The 16,861-nt window shown below is 67.8% G+C and carries 16 protein-coding genes; 8 read left to right on the top strand and 8 right to left on the bottom strand.

The window, feature by feature from the left end:
• The first annotated feature begins 61 nt into the window (after nt 1-61).
• From QH276_RS30415 to QH276_RS30395, 5 genes are all read left to right on the top strand, one after another.
• On the top strand, nt 62-457 hold the full coding sequence (locus QH276_RS30415; RefSeq protein ID WP_280402405.1) for a cytidine deaminase: 396 nt from the start codon (nt 62-64) through the stop codon (nt 455-457).
• Nucleotides 458-524: 67 nt separating this feature from the next.
• Nucleotides 525-1,541, top strand: a complete 1,017-nt coding sequence (locus QH276_RS30410; RefSeq protein WP_280402404.1) for an LLM class flavin-dependent oxidoreductase — start codon at nt 525-527, stop codon at nt 1,539-1,541.
• Nucleotides 1,538-2,845, top strand: a complete 1,308-nt coding sequence (locus tag QH276_RS30405) for a thymidine phosphorylase (protein WP_280402403.1) — start codon at nt 1,538-1,540, stop codon at nt 2,843-2,845. The genes QH276_RS30410 and QH276_RS30405 overlap by 4 nt, the downstream gene beginning before the upstream one ends.
• A 228-nt stretch (nt 2,846-3,073) precedes the next feature.
• Complete coding sequence (locus QH276_RS30400) at nt 3,074-4,171, top strand: adenosine deaminase (RefSeq protein WP_280406979.1); 1,098 nt, start codon at nt 3,074-3,076, stop codon at nt 4,169-4,171.
• A 218-nt stretch (nt 4,172-4,389) separates the two neighbouring features.
• Nucleotides 4,390-5,685, top strand: a complete 1,296-nt coding sequence (locus QH276_RS30395) for a D-alanyl-D-alanine carboxypeptidase family protein (RefSeq protein ID WP_280402401.1) — start codon at nt 4,390-4,392, stop codon at nt 5,683-5,685.
• A gap of 102 nt (nt 5,686-5,787) precedes the next feature.
• On the opposite strand, the gene QH276_RS30390 is transcribed toward QH276_RS30395, so the two are convergent.
• The 5 genes from QH276_RS30390 to QH276_RS30370 all read right to left on the bottom strand — a co-directional run bounded on the left by QH276_RS30390 (nt 5,788) and on the right by QH276_RS30370 (nt 11,837).
• Nucleotides 5,788-7,053 (bottom strand): ATP-grasp domain-containing protein, encoded by a 1,266-nt coding sequence (locus tag QH276_RS30390; protein ID WP_280402400.1) that lies wholly within the window; start codon nt 7,051-7,053, stop codon nt 5,788-5,790.
• Nucleotides 7,046-8,308: an MFS transporter gene (locus QH276_RS30385; protein WP_280402399.1), complete on the bottom strand. Its 1,263-nt coding sequence runs from the start codon at nt 8,306-8,308 to the stop codon at nt 7,046-7,048. The genes QH276_RS30390 and QH276_RS30385 overlap by 8 nt, the downstream gene beginning before the upstream one ends.
• A gap of 160 nt (nt 8,309-8,468) precedes the next feature.
• Complete coding sequence (gene yhjD / locus QH276_RS30380; RefSeq protein ID WP_280402398.1) at nt 8,469-9,506, bottom strand: inner membrane protein YhjD; 1,038 nt, start codon at nt 9,504-9,506, stop codon at nt 8,469-8,471.
• A gap of 41 nt (nt 9,507-9,547) precedes the next feature.
• Entirely contained in the window at nt 9,548-10,582 is a 1,035-nt protein-coding gene (gene trpS / locus QH276_RS30375; protein WP_280402397.1) for a tryptophan--tRNA ligase, read from the bottom strand.
• Between the two features lie 304 nt (nt 10,583-10,886).
• Entirely contained in the window at nt 10,887-11,837 is a 951-nt protein-coding gene (locus tag QH276_RS30370; RefSeq protein WP_280402396.1) for an oxygenase MpaB family protein, read from the bottom strand.
• A gap of 167 nt (nt 11,838-12,004) precedes the next feature.
• Between QH276_RS30370 and QH276_RS30365 the strand changes: the two genes are divergently transcribed.
• Nucleotides 12,005-12,649 carry a TetR/AcrR family transcriptional regulator gene (locus QH276_RS30365; protein WP_280402395.1) on the top strand — a complete coding sequence of 215 codons (645 nt, stop codon included), beginning with the start codon at nt 12,005-12,007 and terminating at the stop codon, nt 12,647-12,649.
• 18 nt (nt 12,650-12,667) lie between these two features.
• Here QH276_RS30365 and QH276_RS30360 read toward each other — a convergent pair whose 3' ends face one another.
• The 3 genes from QH276_RS30360 to QH276_RS30350 are packed head-to-tail and all read right to left on the bottom strand — an operon-like array spanning nt 12,668 to nt 14,429.
• Nucleotides 12,668-13,153: a barstar family protein gene (locus QH276_RS30360; RefSeq protein WP_280402394.1), complete on the bottom strand. Its 486-nt coding sequence runs from the start codon at nt 13,151-13,153 to the stop codon at nt 12,668-12,670.
• Entirely contained in the window at nt 13,153-13,635 is a 483-nt protein-coding gene (locus QH276_RS30355) for a ribonuclease domain-containing protein (protein ID WP_280402393.1), read from the bottom strand. The genes QH276_RS30360 and QH276_RS30355 overlap by 1 nt, the downstream gene beginning before the upstream one ends.
• A gap of 11 nt (nt 13,636-13,646) precedes the next feature.
• Nucleotides 13,647-14,429 carry an exodeoxyribonuclease III gene (locus QH276_RS30350; RefSeq protein WP_280402392.1) on the bottom strand — a complete coding sequence of 261 codons (783 nt, stop codon included), beginning with the start codon at nt 14,427-14,429 and terminating at the stop codon, nt 13,647-13,649.
• Between the two features lie 161 nt (nt 14,430-14,590).
• Here QH276_RS30350 and QH276_RS30345 point away from each other — a divergent pair, with 161 nt between their 5' ends.
• Both QH276_RS30345 and QH276_RS30340 read left to right on the top strand, forming a co-directional pair.
• On the top strand, nt 14,591-15,652 hold the full coding sequence (locus QH276_RS30345) for a transglycosylase SLT domain-containing protein (RefSeq protein ID WP_280402391.1): 1,062 nt from the start codon (nt 14,591-14,593) through the stop codon (nt 15,650-15,652).
• Between the two features lie 217 nt (nt 15,653-15,869).
• Complete coding sequence (locus tag QH276_RS30340; RefSeq protein WP_280406978.1) at nt 15,870-16,718, top strand: alpha/beta fold hydrolase; 849 nt, start codon at nt 15,870-15,872, stop codon at nt 16,716-16,718.
• Nucleotides 16,719-16,861 lie beyond the last annotated feature (143 nt).

Here is a 16,861-nt window from a genome sequence, read left to right as displayed (position 1 = left end):
CACAGCACCGGAGGAAGTGAAGATGTACGGGAGCCGGCCGTTCGAGCACACGGGAGCACAGATGGAAATCGACTGGACAGCGCTGCGGGCCGCGGCCTTCGCGGCGATGGAAAAGGCCTATGCGCCCTACTCGCGGTTCCCGGTGGGCGCCGCGGGCTGGGACGGGGACGCGATCTCGACCGGCTGCAATCTGGAGAACGCCTCCTACGGGCTGGGCCTGTGCGCGGAATGTGTCCTCGCCGGTAATCAACGGCTCCGCTCGGACGCCCGGCTGATCGCGGTATCGGTCTGCGATTCGCGGGGAGCGATCCTGCTGCCCTGCGGGCGCTGCCGGCAGGTGCTGTACGAGTTCGGCGGAAAGGACCTGCTGGTCGATCATCCCGCGGGACCGCTACCGCTCGGTGAACTGCTGCGCGATGCCTTCGGACCGGACGATCTCGCGGCCGGCCGCACCTGACCCCACCCGTACGGGGCGGAATCCGGCGGGCTGGAATCTCGGCGTCACTCCACGAGTTGGTCCCGGTATGACCGTTCCGCTCTCCGTCCTCGACCTCGCCGCCGTCGCCGCCGACGGGTCACATCGGCAGGCGCTGGCCGATACCTTGACCGTCGCACGCGAAGCCGAACGGCTCGGGTTCCGCCGGTTCTGGGTGGCCGAGCACCACGGCATGCCCGGTATCGCCAGCTCCGCCCCGCCGGTCCTGATCGCCGCCGTGGCCGCGGCGACCGAGCGTATCCGGGTGGGGTCCGGTGGGGTGATGCTGCCCAATCACGCGGCGCTCGTGGTGGCCGAACAGTTCGGCACCCTGGTGGCGCTGTACGGGGACCGGATCGATCTGGGCCTGGGCCGCGCCGCCGGTACCGACCCGCTGATCTCGGCGACCATCCGCCGGGGCGCCGCCGCCGAAGCGGTGGAGGACTTCCCGAAGCAAGTGGTGGAGCTGCTCGCCTACTTCGGCACGATCCCGCCGCTACGGGGCGGGCAGGGCGATCGGATCCGGGCGATTCCGGGCGAAGGCGATGCCCCGGAGATGTGGCTGCTCGGCTCCAGCGATTTCAGTGCCCGGCTCGCCGCCATGATGGGTCTGCCGTTCGCCTTCGCCCACCATTTCGCGGGCGGGCGCACCACTCCCCTGGTGTTCGAGCTGTACCGGCGCGAGTTCCGGCCTTCGGAGGTGCTGAGCGCACCGCGGTCCATGCTGGCGGTCGCGACGGTGGTCGCCGATACCGAAGCCGAAGCCCGCCGCCGCACCCTGCCGCAGAGCCTGGTCCAGCTGCGGATGCGCACCGGCCAGTTGCCGCAGCGCATCCCGACGCTGGAGGAGGCCGAGGCGCACCCGTGGTCGGACGCCGAGAACGCGTTCGTCGACGACCGCAACGCCGATCAGGCAGTGGGCACCCGTGAGCAAGTTCTGGACCGGCTCGACACGCTGGTGAAGGAAACCGGCGCGGACGAGATCATCGTCGCCCCCACCGGCCCGACCGTGGACCACCGCCTCGAAACCCTGCGCGCCCTCGGCGCTGCGAGACTGGGGGCGTGACGGCACACGACGCGATATCGATCATCCGGGCGAAACGTGACGGCGGCGAACTCTCCGACGAGCAAATAGATTGGGCCATAGACGCTTTCACTCACGGCGAGATGGCCGATGAGCAGATGTCGGCGCTGGCGATGGCGATCGTGCTGCGCGGGATGAACCGTCGCGAAACCGCCCGCTGGACGCGCGCGATGATCGACTCGGGACAGCGGCTGGATTTCACGGATCTGCCCCGGCCCACCGTGGACAAGCACTCGACCGGCGGCGTCGGGGACAAGATCACCCTGCCGCTGGCACCGCTGGTGGCGGCCTGCGGCGCGGCCGTACCCCAGCTCTCCGGCCGCGGGCTCGGCTACACCGGCGGGACGCTGGACAAACTGGAATCCATCCCCGGCTGGCGTGCCGATATCGCGCCGGACCGGATGCGCGAGATCCTCACCGACCCGGCCGCGGGCGCCGTGGTCTGCGCCGCCGGCGCCGATCTCGCACCCGCGGACAAACGCCTCTACGCGCTGCGCGACACCACCGGTACGGTCGAGTCGATTCCGCTGATCGCGAGTTCGATCATGAGCAAGAAGATCGCCGAGGGCACCGCCGCCCTGGTTCTCGATGTGAAGGTCGGTTCGGGCGCTTTCATGCCGACCCGCGACGAGGCACACGCCCTTGCCACCACCATGGTCGAACTGGGTGCCGACGCCGGGGTTCGCACGGTCGCGCTGCTGACGGCGATGGACACCCCGCTGGGACGCACCGCGGGCAATGCGCTCGAAGTCGCCGAAGCGATCGAGGTCCTGGCGGGTGGCGGCCCGGCCGATGTGGTGGAACTGACCCTGGCGCTGGCCCGGGAGATGGTCGCACTGGCCGGGCTGGACGTCGATCCGGCGCGGGTCCTCGCCGACGGCCGCGCGATGGACCACTGGCGCACCATGATCCGCGCCCAGGGCGGCGATCCGGACGCCCCGCTGCCCACCGCCACGCACACCGAGACCCTCCCGGCGCCGGCCTCCGGCACGCTGACCCGCCTCGACGCCCGCGCTGTCGGCATCGCCGCCTGGCGATTGGGAGCCGGCCGGGCCCGGCAGGGCGACCCGGTCCAGGCCACCGCCGGGGTGCGCCTGCACGCGACTGTCGGTGACCTGGTGACCGCCGGTCAACCATTGCTCACTCTGCACACCGAGACCCCGAACGCACTGCCCGGCGCCCGGGAGGCACTGTCGGACGCCGTGACGATCAGCCCCCGGTCCGCACGCGGCGAGAACCCCCGCGGCACTGTGATCCTCGACCGGGTCGGCCGAGCCCGGCCGTGAACGGCTCCGCGCCTCCCGCCTGCCGGACACCCGGCACCGGCGAGACCCGGCGCGACCGCGCCGTACTGTTCGCGGGCCGGCCGGGCGCCGCGCCTCGGCGACGGCACCTGTCCCGCGCACGTCCCACGGTTGACCACGGCGGGAACTCGAGGTGAGCGGGAGCCGAAGAGGCGAGACCTTTCGGAGCGTACGGCTGCCCGGCCGGGGATTCGGCGATACCGTCGAGACATGACCGGACCCATGCCGCTGGATCTCGCTTCCCTGCGCCGCGCGCCCAAGGCGCTGCTGCACGATCACCTCGACGGCGGTCTGCGACCCGCGACGGTCCTCGAACTGGCCCGCGACTGCGGTTACGACCAGCTTCCCGCCGACGACGCCGAATCGCTGGCGCACTGGTTCCGCAATGCCGCCGACAGCGGCTCGCTGGAACGCTACCTGGAAACCTTCACCCATACTGTCGCGGTGATGCAGACCCCGGAAGGGTTGCACCGGGTGGCCCGGGAATGCGCCGAGGATCTGGCGGCCGACGGTGTGGTCTACGCCGAGGTGCGGTTCGCTCCCGAACAACACCTCGAACGCGATCTCACCCTCGACGAAGTGGTCGAACACGTCCTCGCCGGATTCGCCGCCGGTGAGGCGGCGGCCGCGGCCGCCGGACAGCCGATCGTGGTGCGCTGCCTGCTCACCGCCATGCGGCATGCCGCGCGCTCCCGGGAGATCGCGGAGCTGGCCGTACGGTTCCGGGATCGCGGCGTATGCGGTTTCGATATCGCGGGCGCGGAGGCCGGATACCCGCCCACCCGGCACCTGGACGCGTTCGAGTACATGCGGGTGAACAACGCCCACTTCACCATCCACGCCGGCGAGGCGTTCGGCTTGCCGTCGATCCACGAGGCACTGGCGTTCTGCGGTTGCGACCGGCTCGGCCACGGCGTGCGGATCGTCGACGATATCGAAGTGCCCGGCGCGATCGAGGACGCCCGGCTGGGCCGGCTCGCCCAATACGTACGCGACACCCGGGTGCCGCTGGAACTGTGCCCCTCGTCGAATGTTCAGACGGGGGCGGTGCCCTCGCTGGACAAACACCCGTTCGACCTGCTCGCCCGGCTGCGTTTCCGGGTCACGGTGAACACCGACAACCGGCTGATGAGCGATACCACCATGAGCCGGGAGATGCTGAAACTGCATCAGACCTTCGGCTACGGCTGGAGTGATCTGGAACGGTTCACCATCAACGCGATGAAATCGGCGTTCATCCCGTTCCCCGAGCGACTTCGCATCATCGACGACATCATCAAACCGGGCTACGCGGTGTTGCTGGGCTAGCTGTGTTTTTTTGCGGCGCCTGCGGCGCCGCGGGGTTCGGTTGCCGGGGCGCTCGGGGTTCTGGGTGATCTCGACGCTTCCGGCGTTCGGTGAGGTCGGGGGAAGTGCGACACTCCGAACGGTTGACCTGCGCATACCCGCCGTCACCGGTGCGGGCGGTGGTTCGCGGGCCCGGCGGCGCGCGCATCGGCGGCCGGGAACTTCTAGGCTCATTCCCGATGTACACCACCGAGCTCCAGCGCACCGCCCGCCGTTTCGGCTCGGTGCTCACCGCCGCGGTTCTCGCGGCCGGTCCGATGATCACCGGCGGGACCGCGATCGCGCAGCCTCCGCCGCCGCCCACTCCGTTCGCGACGCCGGTGACCGATACCTGCCCGCAGAAGACCCAGCCGCCACCGGCCATCGACTCCTCCGAGGTTCCCGAGCCCGGGGAGCAGGCGCCCGCTCCGCTGCCCGTCCCGGATCCGCCGATCGGGGGTAAGCGCCTCGGCGAATGCGGTGTGGTCCTGCCGACGGGCGCGCCCGCGGTACCGCCGGATATTTCCGCGACCGCGTGGATGGTCTCCGATCTGGATACCGGCGCGGTACTGGCCGCGAAGGATCCGCACGGCCGGTATCGCCCGGCCAGCACCATCAAGGTGCTGCTGGCCACCGTCGCGTTGCGCACCCTCGATCTGGACAAGGTCGTGGTCGGCACTCAGGCCGACGCCGATGTGGAGGGCACCCGGGTCGGGATCGGGCCGGGCGGCCGGTATACCAATCGGCAGCTGCTGCACGGCCTGGTGATGGCGTCGGGCAACGACGCCGCGCATGCGATCGCCGCGCAGCTCGGCGGCGACGAGGCCGCGGTCGCGAAGATGAACGATCTCGCGCAGGCACTACACGCCTATGACACGCGCGCCGCGACACCGTCCGGTCTGGACGGACCCGGAATGAGCACCTCGGCCTACGATCTGTCGCTGCTGTTCCGCGAGGCCATGTCGATCCCGCTGTTCGCGCAGATGATCGGCACCGAACAACTCGATTTCCCCGGCTACCCGCCGGATCCGCGGATCCCCGGCGATCAGGATCATCCGGGTTTCCCGATCGCGAACGACAACGGCCTGCTCTACAACTATCCGGGGGCGCTCGGCGGCAAAACCGGATTCACCGACGACGCCCGGCAGACTTTCGTCGCGGCGGCCGAACGTGATGGGCGGCGGCTGGTCGTCACCCTGCTACAGGCCGATGTGCTGCCGATCCGGCCGTGGGAGCAGGCCGCCCGCCTGCTCGACTACGGTTTCGCCCTCGGACCGGCCGCGAAGGTCGGCGATATCCCGGGCGACGAAGCCGAGACCGATTCCGGCGCACCGGCACTGGCGGCACCGCCCGGTGACGGTGACGTCGCGTATTCGGCGCAGCCCGCCTCCGGGAACGCCTACGAGGAACTCTGGATGTTCCTCATGGTCGCCGGCTTGATCCTGGTCCCGATCCTGCTGGTCGGCACCTGGCACGTGCGCACCCGGCGGCGCTGAGGTCCGGCCGTACCCGGAGCGTTCTCCGAGCACGATATGCACAGGCCGTGACGACCGGCCGCGGGCGGCGCGCAGCGCGAAACCTGCCCGCGGCCGCTCTGGTTATCCGGCGAAGAAGTCGCCGACCCGTTTGTGCACTTCGGCGCACCGGATATCCAGTTCCTCGGCGCTGTCGGCAACGACGAACGCGACCCCCAGTGCCGTCGAATCCATCATCGAGCGCGTGGCCGGGTACACCGTGCCCGGCTGCGCGGCCATCCGGACCTCCAGCACCCCGGGCAGTTCCACCAGCACGCCTTCCGCACCACCCACATACCGCGATGCACGGTCGATGCTGAAAAGCACCAGCGCACCGTGCCGGGTCAGGGTGTAGCCGGGGGCCCGCTCGGTGATCGGCGTGCGTACACCCAGTATCTCGGCGATGTAGGCGCATTCGCGGTGGACCTGCGAGCTCCCGGTGAGCACATAGGTCTGTTGCGGATGGCCGATGCCGTGCGCACGCGCCCCGAAATCGATCAGCCGCGGGCCCAGCGGCCCGGACATGATTTCCATATGCGCGGGCCCGGTCCGCATACCCAGCGCGTCCAGTACCCGGCGCGCGTAGTCCGTCAGTTCACCCACCGTCGGGTCGTCGTGGTGCAGCCAGCGGCCCCGCTCGTAGACGAAGTCGCCGGTGCCCGAGATCCGCTTGTCGTACACGCTGACGCAGACCAGTTCGTGTTCGCCCTGCCGGGAGAAGGTGTCGACCGCGTATTCCACCCGCGGGGCCGGATACATCTCCTGGATCAGAGCCGCCGACCGGCCGCCGAAGAGCCCGGCATTACGGGTGATCGCGGCGACGGCGTCGGCGAGCTGCGCCGGATCCGCCACCATCCGGACGCCCACGGAGGCGGCACCTCGCGCCGGTTTGACCACCAGGTTCCGTCCGGCGCGCAGCTCCGCCACCGCGGCCGATGGGATCGCGCCGCTGCCGGCGGCCACGGACCGCGTCGTCAGGGTGGGCACACCGGCCGCGGCCAGCGCCTCGAACATGTACTGCTTGTCCCATCTCCGCCTCGGCGCGGCCGTCTCGTTGCCGGGACAATCCGGGAGATCGGCGCGCAGACGCTCGCAGAGTTCGACACCGGGCTCGGATCCGGCGACCACATACTTCACCGAGCGGTCCGCACACATTCGCAGCAGCCGCTCGTAGGAGGCCCCCAGATCGGCCTCGAAACTCACCGCTCCCGGTGTGGGACCGTTGCGGAATCCCGACACCAGGGCATGGTCGGTGTCCAGCAGGATCGCCTCGACCCCGTATTCACCGAGTACGGGCGCGTACAGCTTTCCCGAACTCACCGGGTCCACCACCAAGACCGAATCAGACACGAACCGGACTCCTATCCTTGTGCATTCCTGCTACTACCGCTATAGACCCGGCGGCGAACGAGATCTGGATGACCAGCGTCCAGTACAGGGCGCTGTCGTGGAGGATTGCGAAGGCACCTATGCCCGGCCCGACGGCGAAACCGATCGCCTGCGCGGCCGACAGATAGCCCTGGAACCGCGGGTTCTCGGTATGGGTAGCAATATCGGCTATCGCCGCGCTCGCCTGCGGTATGAAGATCGCCTCGCCCAGCGAGAACACGACGAATCCGAAAATACAGACAGACCAGCTCGTTCCCGCCCCGCACACGGCGAGCCCGATGCCGGTGACGAAAATTCCCAGCCCGAGCGCATAGTTCCACCTGACCTTGGCCAGCACCGTGCTCAGTGGTAATTCGAAAAGAATGATGAAAACAGAATTCACGATGAGCAGCACACTGTAGAGCTGCGCGCCGTCGGCGGTTTCCCCGACGGCCAACGGGATTCCGCTGGTGCTCTGGACGTATACGGCCATACCGGTGCCGAATACGACGACGATCGTCCAGAGTCGCGCGATACGGGAGAGGTCGGGTTCACCGTCCGCGATCGCCGGGAATTCGGAGTCCCGCTCGGTGTCGCGGCGTTCCCCGGTTACGGCACGATGCTCCGAGGTTCGCAACCGGCGCCGTTCGCACAGCAGGACGGCCGCGGTCCCCAGCGAGCCGAGCGCGGACAGGGTGAACAGCAACGGGAAATGGTCCTGCCCCACCGCCGCGACCGCGATCGGCGCGACCGTGACACCACTACTGAGGAATATCCGGTGGAACGCGACCACCGTCACCGTATTGCCCTCATAACTCGACCCGGTGATCAGCGCCGACGACGGACCGGAAAAAGACTGGGTAACCGCCACACTCACCGAGGCCACCACAATGGCGAACACCGGGTAGGTCGTGAGCTGACCGAGCAACAACAGCAACGGAACATTCAGCAGCGATCCGGCGATCAGCACATCCGTCGGCCCGAACCGAGCCGCCGCCCACCCGCCCGCGAGCGAGCCAAGTACCCCGGCGAACCCCGCGGCGAACAACGCCAGGGAAAGCGCGGCGGCACTGATCCCCAGGGATGTGTAGAACACCGTGGAGAACAGCGCGAGAAACCCCACCGAGCGGCTGAGAAAGGTGGTGATCGAAACGATCCACACCTCGGGCGGGAACGCTGTGGTCTTCCGTCTACCGATACTGCGGGCGGGCAGTCTGTCCGATAGGCCGGAAGCCACCGAGTCCTCCTGTTCGGCAGCGATCTACACACCTACTACCCGGCCGTTGCCGGGCAGCGCGCTGCCGGAACACACCGTATGACCTGCACGGCAAGCAAATACATAGGATCAAAGTTAAATCTTGGTGCCGGCCGTGAGATCTGCGCGACAGTCGCGCCGGTTACCGCATACCGCGCCGGCCCCGCCGCCACCGCGTGGCCCACAGACCGGTGAGCGCACCCGCACCGAACAAGGCCGCGGCCCCGCCGATTCCCGGCCGCGCGGCCGTCTGCACTCGGGGCCGGATCACCGCGGGTTCCGGTACCGGCACCGAGACCAGTTGCTCGTTCTCCCGCGCCGTCGCCGCCCACGCGGTGGCGAACAGGATGATCCGGTACACCACATAGCCGAACACCATGAGGCCGATCACCGACCCGAACGCCGCGCCGGCCGGACTGCTCAGCACCGACCGCAAATAGATACCGGCGATATTCTTGAACACCTCGAACGCGAGCGCCGCCAGCACCGCCGCCTTCGCGGCGCTGCGCAGGGTCACCGGCTCCCGGGGCAGCCGGGCGATGATCCACGCGAACAAAGCCCAGGAAGCGACCAGCGCGAGCATCGTCGACAGCAGCCACAGCAGCCACCGCGACCCCGGCATCTCCTCGAGCCCGAGCAATTCGAGCACCTGCACACCGAGCCGGCTCGACGCCAGGATGGACAACCCCAGGGATACCGCCAGGGCCAGGAAGAGCCCCAGCAACGCCAGCAGATCGGAGAGTTTGGTGCGGAACCAGTTGTCCTCGTCCGATTTCTGTTCCCACTGCTCGGTGAGCGCCTTGCGCAGGTTCGCCATCCAGCCGAGCCCGGAGTACAGGCCGGTGAGCAGGCCGAGGACGCCGACCGCACCGCGGGAGCCCACGGCCTGATCGATCAGATCGTTGAGCTGGGTGCCCATCTCACCGGGGATGTTCTCGACCACCTTGCCCTGCAGCTCCCGCAGCAGATCCTCGTTGCCCGCCAGTACGAAACCGGCGATGGCGAACGCGATCATCAGCAACGGGAAAAGGGACAGCACGGTGAAGTACGTGATGCCCGCGGCGTAGTAGTCACCGCGCTGGTCCTGATATCTGCCGGCGGCACGAACCATATGGTCCAGCCAGGGCCGCTGCCCGATCATCCGCTGGACGGCGGCTTTACCGTTGTCGATCACCTGCACTGTCTGCGCCCCTCATCGCCAACGCGCACCGGCCGCGACCGTCAACGAGCCAGGAACCCGACCCGGTCGTAGACCTGTGCGAGAGTGTTGCCGGCGATCTCGCGCGCACGCTCGGCTCCTGCGGCGAGAATGCGATCGAGTTCGCCCTGATCCGCCATGTACTCTTCCACTTTCGCACGCAACGGCGTGACAAATCCGGTCAGTGCGTCGGCGACATCGGCTTTCAGATCACCGTAGCCGCGGCCGGCGTAGTCCTTCTCCAGGGTCACGATGGGGGTTTCGGTGAGCGCCGACAAGATCACCAGCAGATTGCTGACACCCGGCTTGCGCTCCACGTCGTAGCGGATCTCGCGTTCGGTATCGGTCACCGCGGAACGTACCTTCTTCGCACTCACCTTCGGATCGTCGAGCAGGTTGATCAGCCCCGCGTCCGAACTCGCCGATTTACTCATCTTGGCGGTGGGATCCTGCAGGTCGTAGATCTTCGCGGTGCCCTTGACGATATGCGCCTCCGGCACCACGAACGTCTTCTTGAACCGGGTGTTGAACCGCTGCGCGAGGTTGCGGGTGAGCTCGAGATGCTGGCGCTGATCCTCCCCCACCGGCACCTGATGCGGCCGGTACAGCAGGATATCGGCGGCCATCAGCACCGGGTAGGTGAACAACCCGACGGTGGTGTTGTCCGCCCCCTGCTTGACCGATTTGTCCTTGAACTGGGTCATCCGGCTCGCCTCGCCGAACCCGGTGATACAGCTCAGCACCCACGCCAGCTCCGCGTGCTCGGGCACCTGCGACTGCACGAACAGCGTGGAGCGGGCCGGGTCGATCCCGAGCGCGAGCAGCTGCGCCGCCGCGACGCGCGTGCGTTTACGCAGTTCCTTCGGCTCCTGCGCCACGGTGATGGCATGCATATCCGGGATGAAGTACAGCGCGTCGTAATCGTCCTGCAGCGTGACCCAGTACTGCAGGGCACCGAGATAGTTCCCGAGATGGAACGAGGCACTCGTCGGCTGGATACCGGACAGCACCCGCTGTTTACGCTCCCCGGCGGCCGGGGTCTGGGCAGGACTGGACATGCCCCGATCTTCGCATGTGGTCCAAGCGGATTTTCGCTCCGCCCGCGCTATGCATCCGGTCCGAGCCGGGGCCGCGTGGTGACGCCGCGCTACCGCCTCCGGGCCTGACCCGCTCACGCTGTGTCCATGTGGCGTGAGCGAGGGCCCTACGTGGTCACGCCGCGCTACCGCCTCCGGGCCTGACTCGCTCACGCTGTGTCCATGCGGCGTGAGCGAGGGCCCTACGTGGTCACGCTGCGCTACCGCCTCCGGGCCTGACTCGCTCACGCTGTGTCCATGTGGCGTGAGCGAGGGCCCTACGTGGTCACGCTGCGCTACCGCCTCCGGGCCTGGCTCGCTCACGCCAGGGGCGTGGGTCGACGGCGGGCATACTGCGCTTGCCGGCCCGGGCCAGCTGTTGCTCCTGTTCGGTGATCAGCCGGTACACGGGCGCGCTCGGGCCGTTGAGCGCGGTTTTCACCGGCCGCGGCACCAGCCACGACGGCACGCTGTGCGCATTGCGCACCGACTGTGCCAGCCCGCGGAAGGCGAGTTCGTCGGCGCGTTTCCACTCGATCCCGTACATCCGCCGGATCCGTGGCGGCAGACTGCCCTGCACCAGCAAGTAGTACGCCGAACTCACCTGCCGCGCCGGCACCGGCTGCGGATAGGGCACCACATGCCCGCACAGGTAGTTGCCGACCTGGCGTGCCTCATCGGTCAGGAACAGCTCGTCGGAGGCGAGGTAGCCGTCGAAGTACTCCCGGAACGCCGGATAGTCCGGCGGCGCGGCCGCCCGCGGCATCCCGAACAATTCGCCCCAGCGCAGGTAATCCTGGTACAGGCCCTCGCGCTCGCCGTCGGTGAGCCGCCGGACCAGCAGGTCGTACATGACCTCCGCCGAATCGAACGTGAAGGCCATGGTCATGAAACTCAGGTGCGGGTCGTAGGCGGAGTACGGCGACCCGGCGGGGTGTTTCTCCCCCGCATCCTCCGGCAGCACCCCGACCACCTTCTTGTGCTTCTTCCCGGTGAACTCGAGCGCCCGATCCGCTTCCGCTGTGCTGCCGAAGAACACGGCCTCGAACAATTTCCCGGTGAGCGCCAGCCGCGTATACGGCGTATCCCGGTGCTCGGTGGACTCCGCGGTGCCGACATACAGCAGTGGATTGACCGCCCCGATCACCAGCGCCCGCAGCCCGTACGTGAGCCCGACCGCCCGCTTGCGCATCACCCGCCGGATCATCGAATCATCGGCAAAGTACCCCGTAGCCATCTCAGCCTCCCGGTCCCGCTCACCGCTGAGCACTGCGCACCCGCGCATCTGGAAACAGCATCCACCAGTTCCAAACTTCTGGCAAGACCTACCACCAAATACTCGGCAACGACTCCACCGGGTTCCCCGCCCACACCCGGGAGTTGCCGACCCGCCATCATTTAGGGATGGCAGCGCAACGCACGTACGGCGGTTTGTCCGCGGAGGAACGGCGGGCCCAGCGGCGGGCGGCACTCCTCGATGCGGCGTTGGAGATCATCGGCACCCAGGGGCTGGACAAGCTCACCGTGTCGGGAATGTGCACGCAGGCGGGGCTGAACGAGCGCTATTACTACGAGAGCTTCGGCAGCCGCGACGATGTGCTGACCGCACTGGTGGACGGCATCGCCGAAGAACTCGTCCTGGCGATCACCACGGCCGCGCACACGGCGACCGGCGACTCCCGCGCCAAAGCGCACGCCGCGATCACCGCCGGTATCCACCTGCTCACCGACGACCCCCGCAAAACGGAGGTCACCATGGTCGCCGCCATGGCCACTCCACAATTGCGCGCCCGCACCACCGAAACGATCCGCGTCTTCGCCCGCCTGGTGGCCAGTGAAGGGATCGAGTACTACGGTGTCACCACCCCGGCCCCCGACCCCGTCATCGACTTCCGCGCCACCTACCTCGTCGGCGGCCTGGTCCAAACCCTCACCAGCTGGGTCCGCGGCGACCTCCCGATCACCCGGGACGCCCTGATCGAGTACACCACCGACGTCTTCGTCCTCCTCGGCGAGGACGTCGCCCGCCGCGACAGGCCGGCCGGCTGACCGACGGGAGCGCGCCGCTCAGAAGCGCAGCGGAACCACCGGCACACCCACCGGTTCACCCTGGAGGATCACCCGGAAGACCACGTCGCGCGACGGCCAGAAATCGGCACAGTCCTCGACCACCGTGGCGAACCATTCACGTTCGTGTGGTGCGTCCGCGAGCAATTCGCTCGCCTCGCGGATCGCCAGAACGTAACCGCTCGCCTCGCCGAGTGTGTCGTCCAGACCGAGCAGGCATTCGTCGAACGAATCCTTGTTCGGCCGGAAGTAGTACGGGAACTGCAGGGCCGCGGCGAATTCGTCGTACAGCGCGGGCACGGTGCGCATCCGGCTGCCGCGCAGCTCGCGCACCGCGAACCCCTCGGGCGCCGCGTAGCGGACCCGGCTGAACTCGGCGGTATCCACGTCGAGCGCGCCCAGCGCGGTGAATTGATCACCGGACGGGCGGAGTTCGGCGTCGTAGGTGACGTTCAGGAAATCCGCGAGCGCGAGGGGTTCGGGCATCAGCGCATCCTTGTGAAGGTGTCGTAGTGGTCGCCGGTGTACCAGGCCGAACCGTCGCTACCGGTGACGATGCGTTCGGCGTCGCGGGACTGCCCCGGTTTCTTCGGGTTCACGTCCCATTCCCGGTAGGTGATCTTCGTGCCGGACGCGTCGGTCGCCGGGAGCCGGCCCTCGCGATTGCGGAAGGTCTCCCCGCCCTTCGTTCCGGGTGCGTTCGCCGAATCCGGCCAGCGGCCCGCGTCGATCTCGGCGAGCGTGGTGTAGGCCCGCTCCGGAACACCCGACACCTGGGAAGCCACCGGCGAGTCGGTGGCCCCACCCGGCGCGGCCGGGTCACTCGCTGTCGAGGAAGCCGCCGCTCTGGACAACGACGCCGCCGGCGACCCCTCGTCACCACCGCCCTGAGCGCTCAGGAAGGCGACCACGATCGCCACCGCGGCCGCGCCGGCGGCCGACAGGATCTTCAGGATTTTCGCGCGCACAGTACTCCCCTTTATCGATACTGGACGGTCACCGGAGCATGATCGGACCAGCGCTCGGCGTAGGTCGCGGCACGTTCGACCACGGCCTGTTTCGCCCGCTCGGCCGCCTCCGGCGTCGCCAGGTGGTAATCGATACGCCACCCGGTGTCGTTGTCGAACGCGCGCCCACGATACGACCACCAGCTGAACGGGCCATCACCCTCCGGATGAAGTTTTCGCACCACATCCACGTAGCCGGCGGCGAGTTGCCGGTCCAGCCAGGCCCGTTCGGCGGGCAGGAAGCCCGACTTCTTCAGGTTGCCTTTCCAGTTCTTCAGGTCCCGCTCGGTATGCGCGATATTCCAGTCACCGGCGATGACGAATGCGCCGGTGCGGGTGGACATCCGCGCGGCCAGCTCGTCGAGGAACCGGTACTTCTCGTCCTGCCGGGGAGTTCCGGCCTCACCGGTGTGCACGTAGACGCTGGCCACGGTCACATCGTCGAATTCGACTTCGATATACCGTCCGGTGGAAACGAATTCACTGTCCGGTTCGATCCCGACCCGCACCGACCGCATCGGCCGCCGCGACAGCACCCCCACCCCCGCACGGCCTTTCGCGCCGGGTTCGGCGTGTGCGAGCTGCCAGCCCTCGGCCAGCGCCGGCGCGAGCGCGGCCGCGATCTGGGTATCGTCGGCGCGCGTTTCCTGCAGGCAGACGATATCGGCCTCGGTCCGGCTCAACCAGCCCAGCAGGCCCTTGCCGGCAGCGGCCCGGACGCCGTTGACATTGACGGTGGAGAGGATGTAAGGCACAGGCCGACAGTACAAGCCTGTTGCCGCACCCCACCCGCCCCGGCCCGAGCGCGCAGCTCGTTCGCCGTTCCCACCCCAGGGGACATCCGATAATCACATGTGTCACCCTTGTTTCTCCGGCCGGAAGCGAAGTGCCCATGAGCCCTAAGAACACCAGGCAGATGGGCGATTTGCACGACCTTCCACACTGCGCACCCGATGGACTGAAAAGCCTGTTCGCCGTGGGCGAAGGAGTTCTTCAGAAGCAGTGCGAAACCCTGGGGAACGGCAAACCCTCGGAGGCTCCTAACATGGGCGAACTGCTGCGCAAAGAGGGGATACAGAAACCCGACAACCAGTCGGTGATGCTCGATCGTTACAGCGAACACAAAGACGAAGTATCTGCGGTCCAATCGGTCTACACAGCGGAGGACGAGGGCATTCCCGTGACCGCCGGCGCGATCGGCGGAGTGGTGACCGAAGCCTGCGATACCATCGACGCATCGGTGAAAAGTCTCAACGACCAAATCGACGATGCCGACGGTTCGAAAATCCCGGTGACCGATGCCACCGGTAATCAGGTGCTCGATTCACAAGGAAACCCCAAGTACAGACTGCCGGACGCCGTCGTCGCCGGTCTTTTCACAGGGTTATGGGAGACCTTGGACAAGACATACAAAACGGTCAGCGGTGTTTCGGACCGGGCGGCGGCCGCGGCGCTCAACATCCCCGGCGGCGAACCTCCTGCGCCCCCACGGTCCGGCTACACCACACCGCGAATCCCGACGTTCACAAGCGGCGACGGATCGCCGAGCTCTTCGCTGATGAGCGACAGCTCCGACGAGGTAACCGCCACTTCCTCTGGGCCACCATTGAGGAAGCCTGAGGGCGACCTGGAGAAATGGATCAACGAAGCGATCCGAATCCTCCAGCAGAACGGTGTTCCGGTCGACGAATCGGACGCCGACATCATCTACACCATAATCATGAAGGAGTCCAGCGGTAACCCCAACGCATTAAACGACTGGGATAGCAACTGGGACAAGGGGACGCCGTCCAAAGGGCTCATGCAGACCATCGACCCGACTTTCGATGCACACTCGCTACCTGGCCACAAGGACATCTGGAATCCGGTCGATAACATCATCGCAGGCACCCGGTACGCAATCAGTCGCTACGGATCACTGGAAGGGGTGCCCGGTATCAAGGCTATGCGCAGGAGCGAAGCCTACGTTGGCTACTGACCGGAACCACCGGCGCCGAGGGCGGGCCCCGGCCGACCGTGCGGCAGCTCAGCTCGATCCGTACTCGTGCGGGCACGGTGAATGAGCGGTGACAGCCAGGCCATCGCTTCTTGGTTACGGCAGAGCGAACAATCCCGCCGACCGTAACTCCGCTCACGACGGATCGCCCGTAGAATAGTGCGTCACCGCTACTTGCCAGGAAGGGGTGACGACATCGATGTCAGGCACCTCCGCAGCCACAGCACCCGGGCCGGTCACCGCCCTGCATCTGGGCTCCGGCGAACCGCTGCTCCTCCTGCACGGTGTCCTGCTCTCACCGCACTGCTGGGAAGAGACCGCCACCCTGCTGGCCGCCCGGTGTGAGGTTTTCGCGCCGGCACTCGGCGGGCACTGGGGCGGGCCGGAGTTCCCGGACGGCCATTACTCCGCCGCCACCCTGGCCGACCGGGTCGAGGAGCAATTGGACGATATGGGGTGGCGAACCTGCCATATCGCCGGTAATTCGCTGGGCGGCTGGGTCGGATTCGAACTGGCACGCCGCGGCCGGGCCCGCACGCTCACCGCGATCGCACCGGCCGGTGGCTGGAAAACCCCGTCGGTGACGCAGTTGCGCGCCGCCGCCAAGATCGCGCCGATGATCCCGATCACCGAAATTCTCCGGCGGCTGGGCGGTTCTCCGGTCGATCACCGGGTCGCGCGCTGGGCGATGGCCCATCTGCTCACCAGGAACACCCGGGCGGTCTCCCGCGCGGATATCTCGGCCGTGATCCTGGCCACGCTGCACTGCCCCGCGCTGCCCGCGCTGACCATCGGCACCCTGCGCGGACCGGCGCTGGCGGATATGTCCGATCTGACCACCCCGGTCCGGGTGATCCTGGCGGATACCGACCGCGTTCTCCCCGCCCCGGTGCACGGCCGGCGGTTCCTGCGCGAGCTACCGGAATCCGCCGACCGCATCATGCTGAACCGGGCCGGCCACGTGCCCATGCTGGAGGCTCCCGAACGAATCGCGAACCTCATAGCCGAACACATCTACGCCAGCCGCGCCCATCTCCGGGCTGAGTAATCGGCGCCCACGCACTGCTCACCGCGCCGGAAGCCGAGGGCAATCCCCTTCCGGAGGTACTTGCCGGAGATCTCCTCGCCACAGTGAGCGCGCTCGGCCCGGCCACCGACGATCTACGGGCCACCCGGGGCCCACAGGGGTGG

This window comes from Nocardia carnea, assembly GCF_029869215.1.
Lineage (GTDB): Bacteria > Actinomycetota > Actinomycetes > Mycobacteriales > Mycobacteriaceae > Nocardia > Nocardia carnea_B.
The sequence above is the reverse complement of the archived record's forward strand: the minus strand, read 5'-3'. Positions and strand labels throughout refer to the sequence as shown.

Coding starts and splice junctions, on each gene's coding strand:
- QH276_RS30415 (WP_280402405.1), top strand. CDS start 62: ATGGAAATCGACTGGACAGCGCTGCGGGCCGCGGCCTTCGCGGCGATG.
- QH276_RS30410 (WP_280402404.1), top strand. CDS start 525: ATGACCGTTCCGCTCTCCGTCCTCGACCTCGCCGCCGTCGCCGCCGAC.
- QH276_RS30400 (WP_280406979.1), top strand. CDS start 3,074: ATGACCGGACCCATGCCGCTGGATCTCGCTTCCCTGCGCCGCGCGCCC.
- QH276_RS30395 (WP_280402401.1), top strand. CDS start 4,390: ATGTACACCACCGAGCTCCAGCGCACCGCCCGCCGTTTCGGCTCGGTG.
- trpS (WP_280402397.1), bottom strand. CDS start 10,582: ATGTCCAGTCCTGCCCAGACCCCGGCCGCCGGGGAGCGTAAACAGCGG.
- QH276_RS30370 (WP_280402396.1), bottom strand. CDS start 11,837: ATGGCTACGGGGTACTTTGCCGATGATTCGATGATCCGGCGGGTGATG.
- QH276_RS30365 (WP_280402395.1), top strand. CDS start 12,005: ATGGCAGCGCAACGCACGTACGGCGGTTTGTCCGCGGAGGAACGGCGG.
- QH276_RS30360 (WP_280402394.1), bottom strand. CDS start 13,153: ATGCCCGAACCCCTCGCGCTCGCGGATTTCCTGAACGTCACCTACGAC.
- QH276_RS30345 (WP_280402391.1), top strand. CDS start 14,591: ATGGGCGATTTGCACGACCTTCCACACTGCGCACCCGATGGACTGAAA.
- QH276_RS30340 (WP_280406978.1), top strand. CDS start 15,870: ATGTCAGGCACCTCCGCAGCCACAGCACCCGGGCCGGTCACCGCCCTG.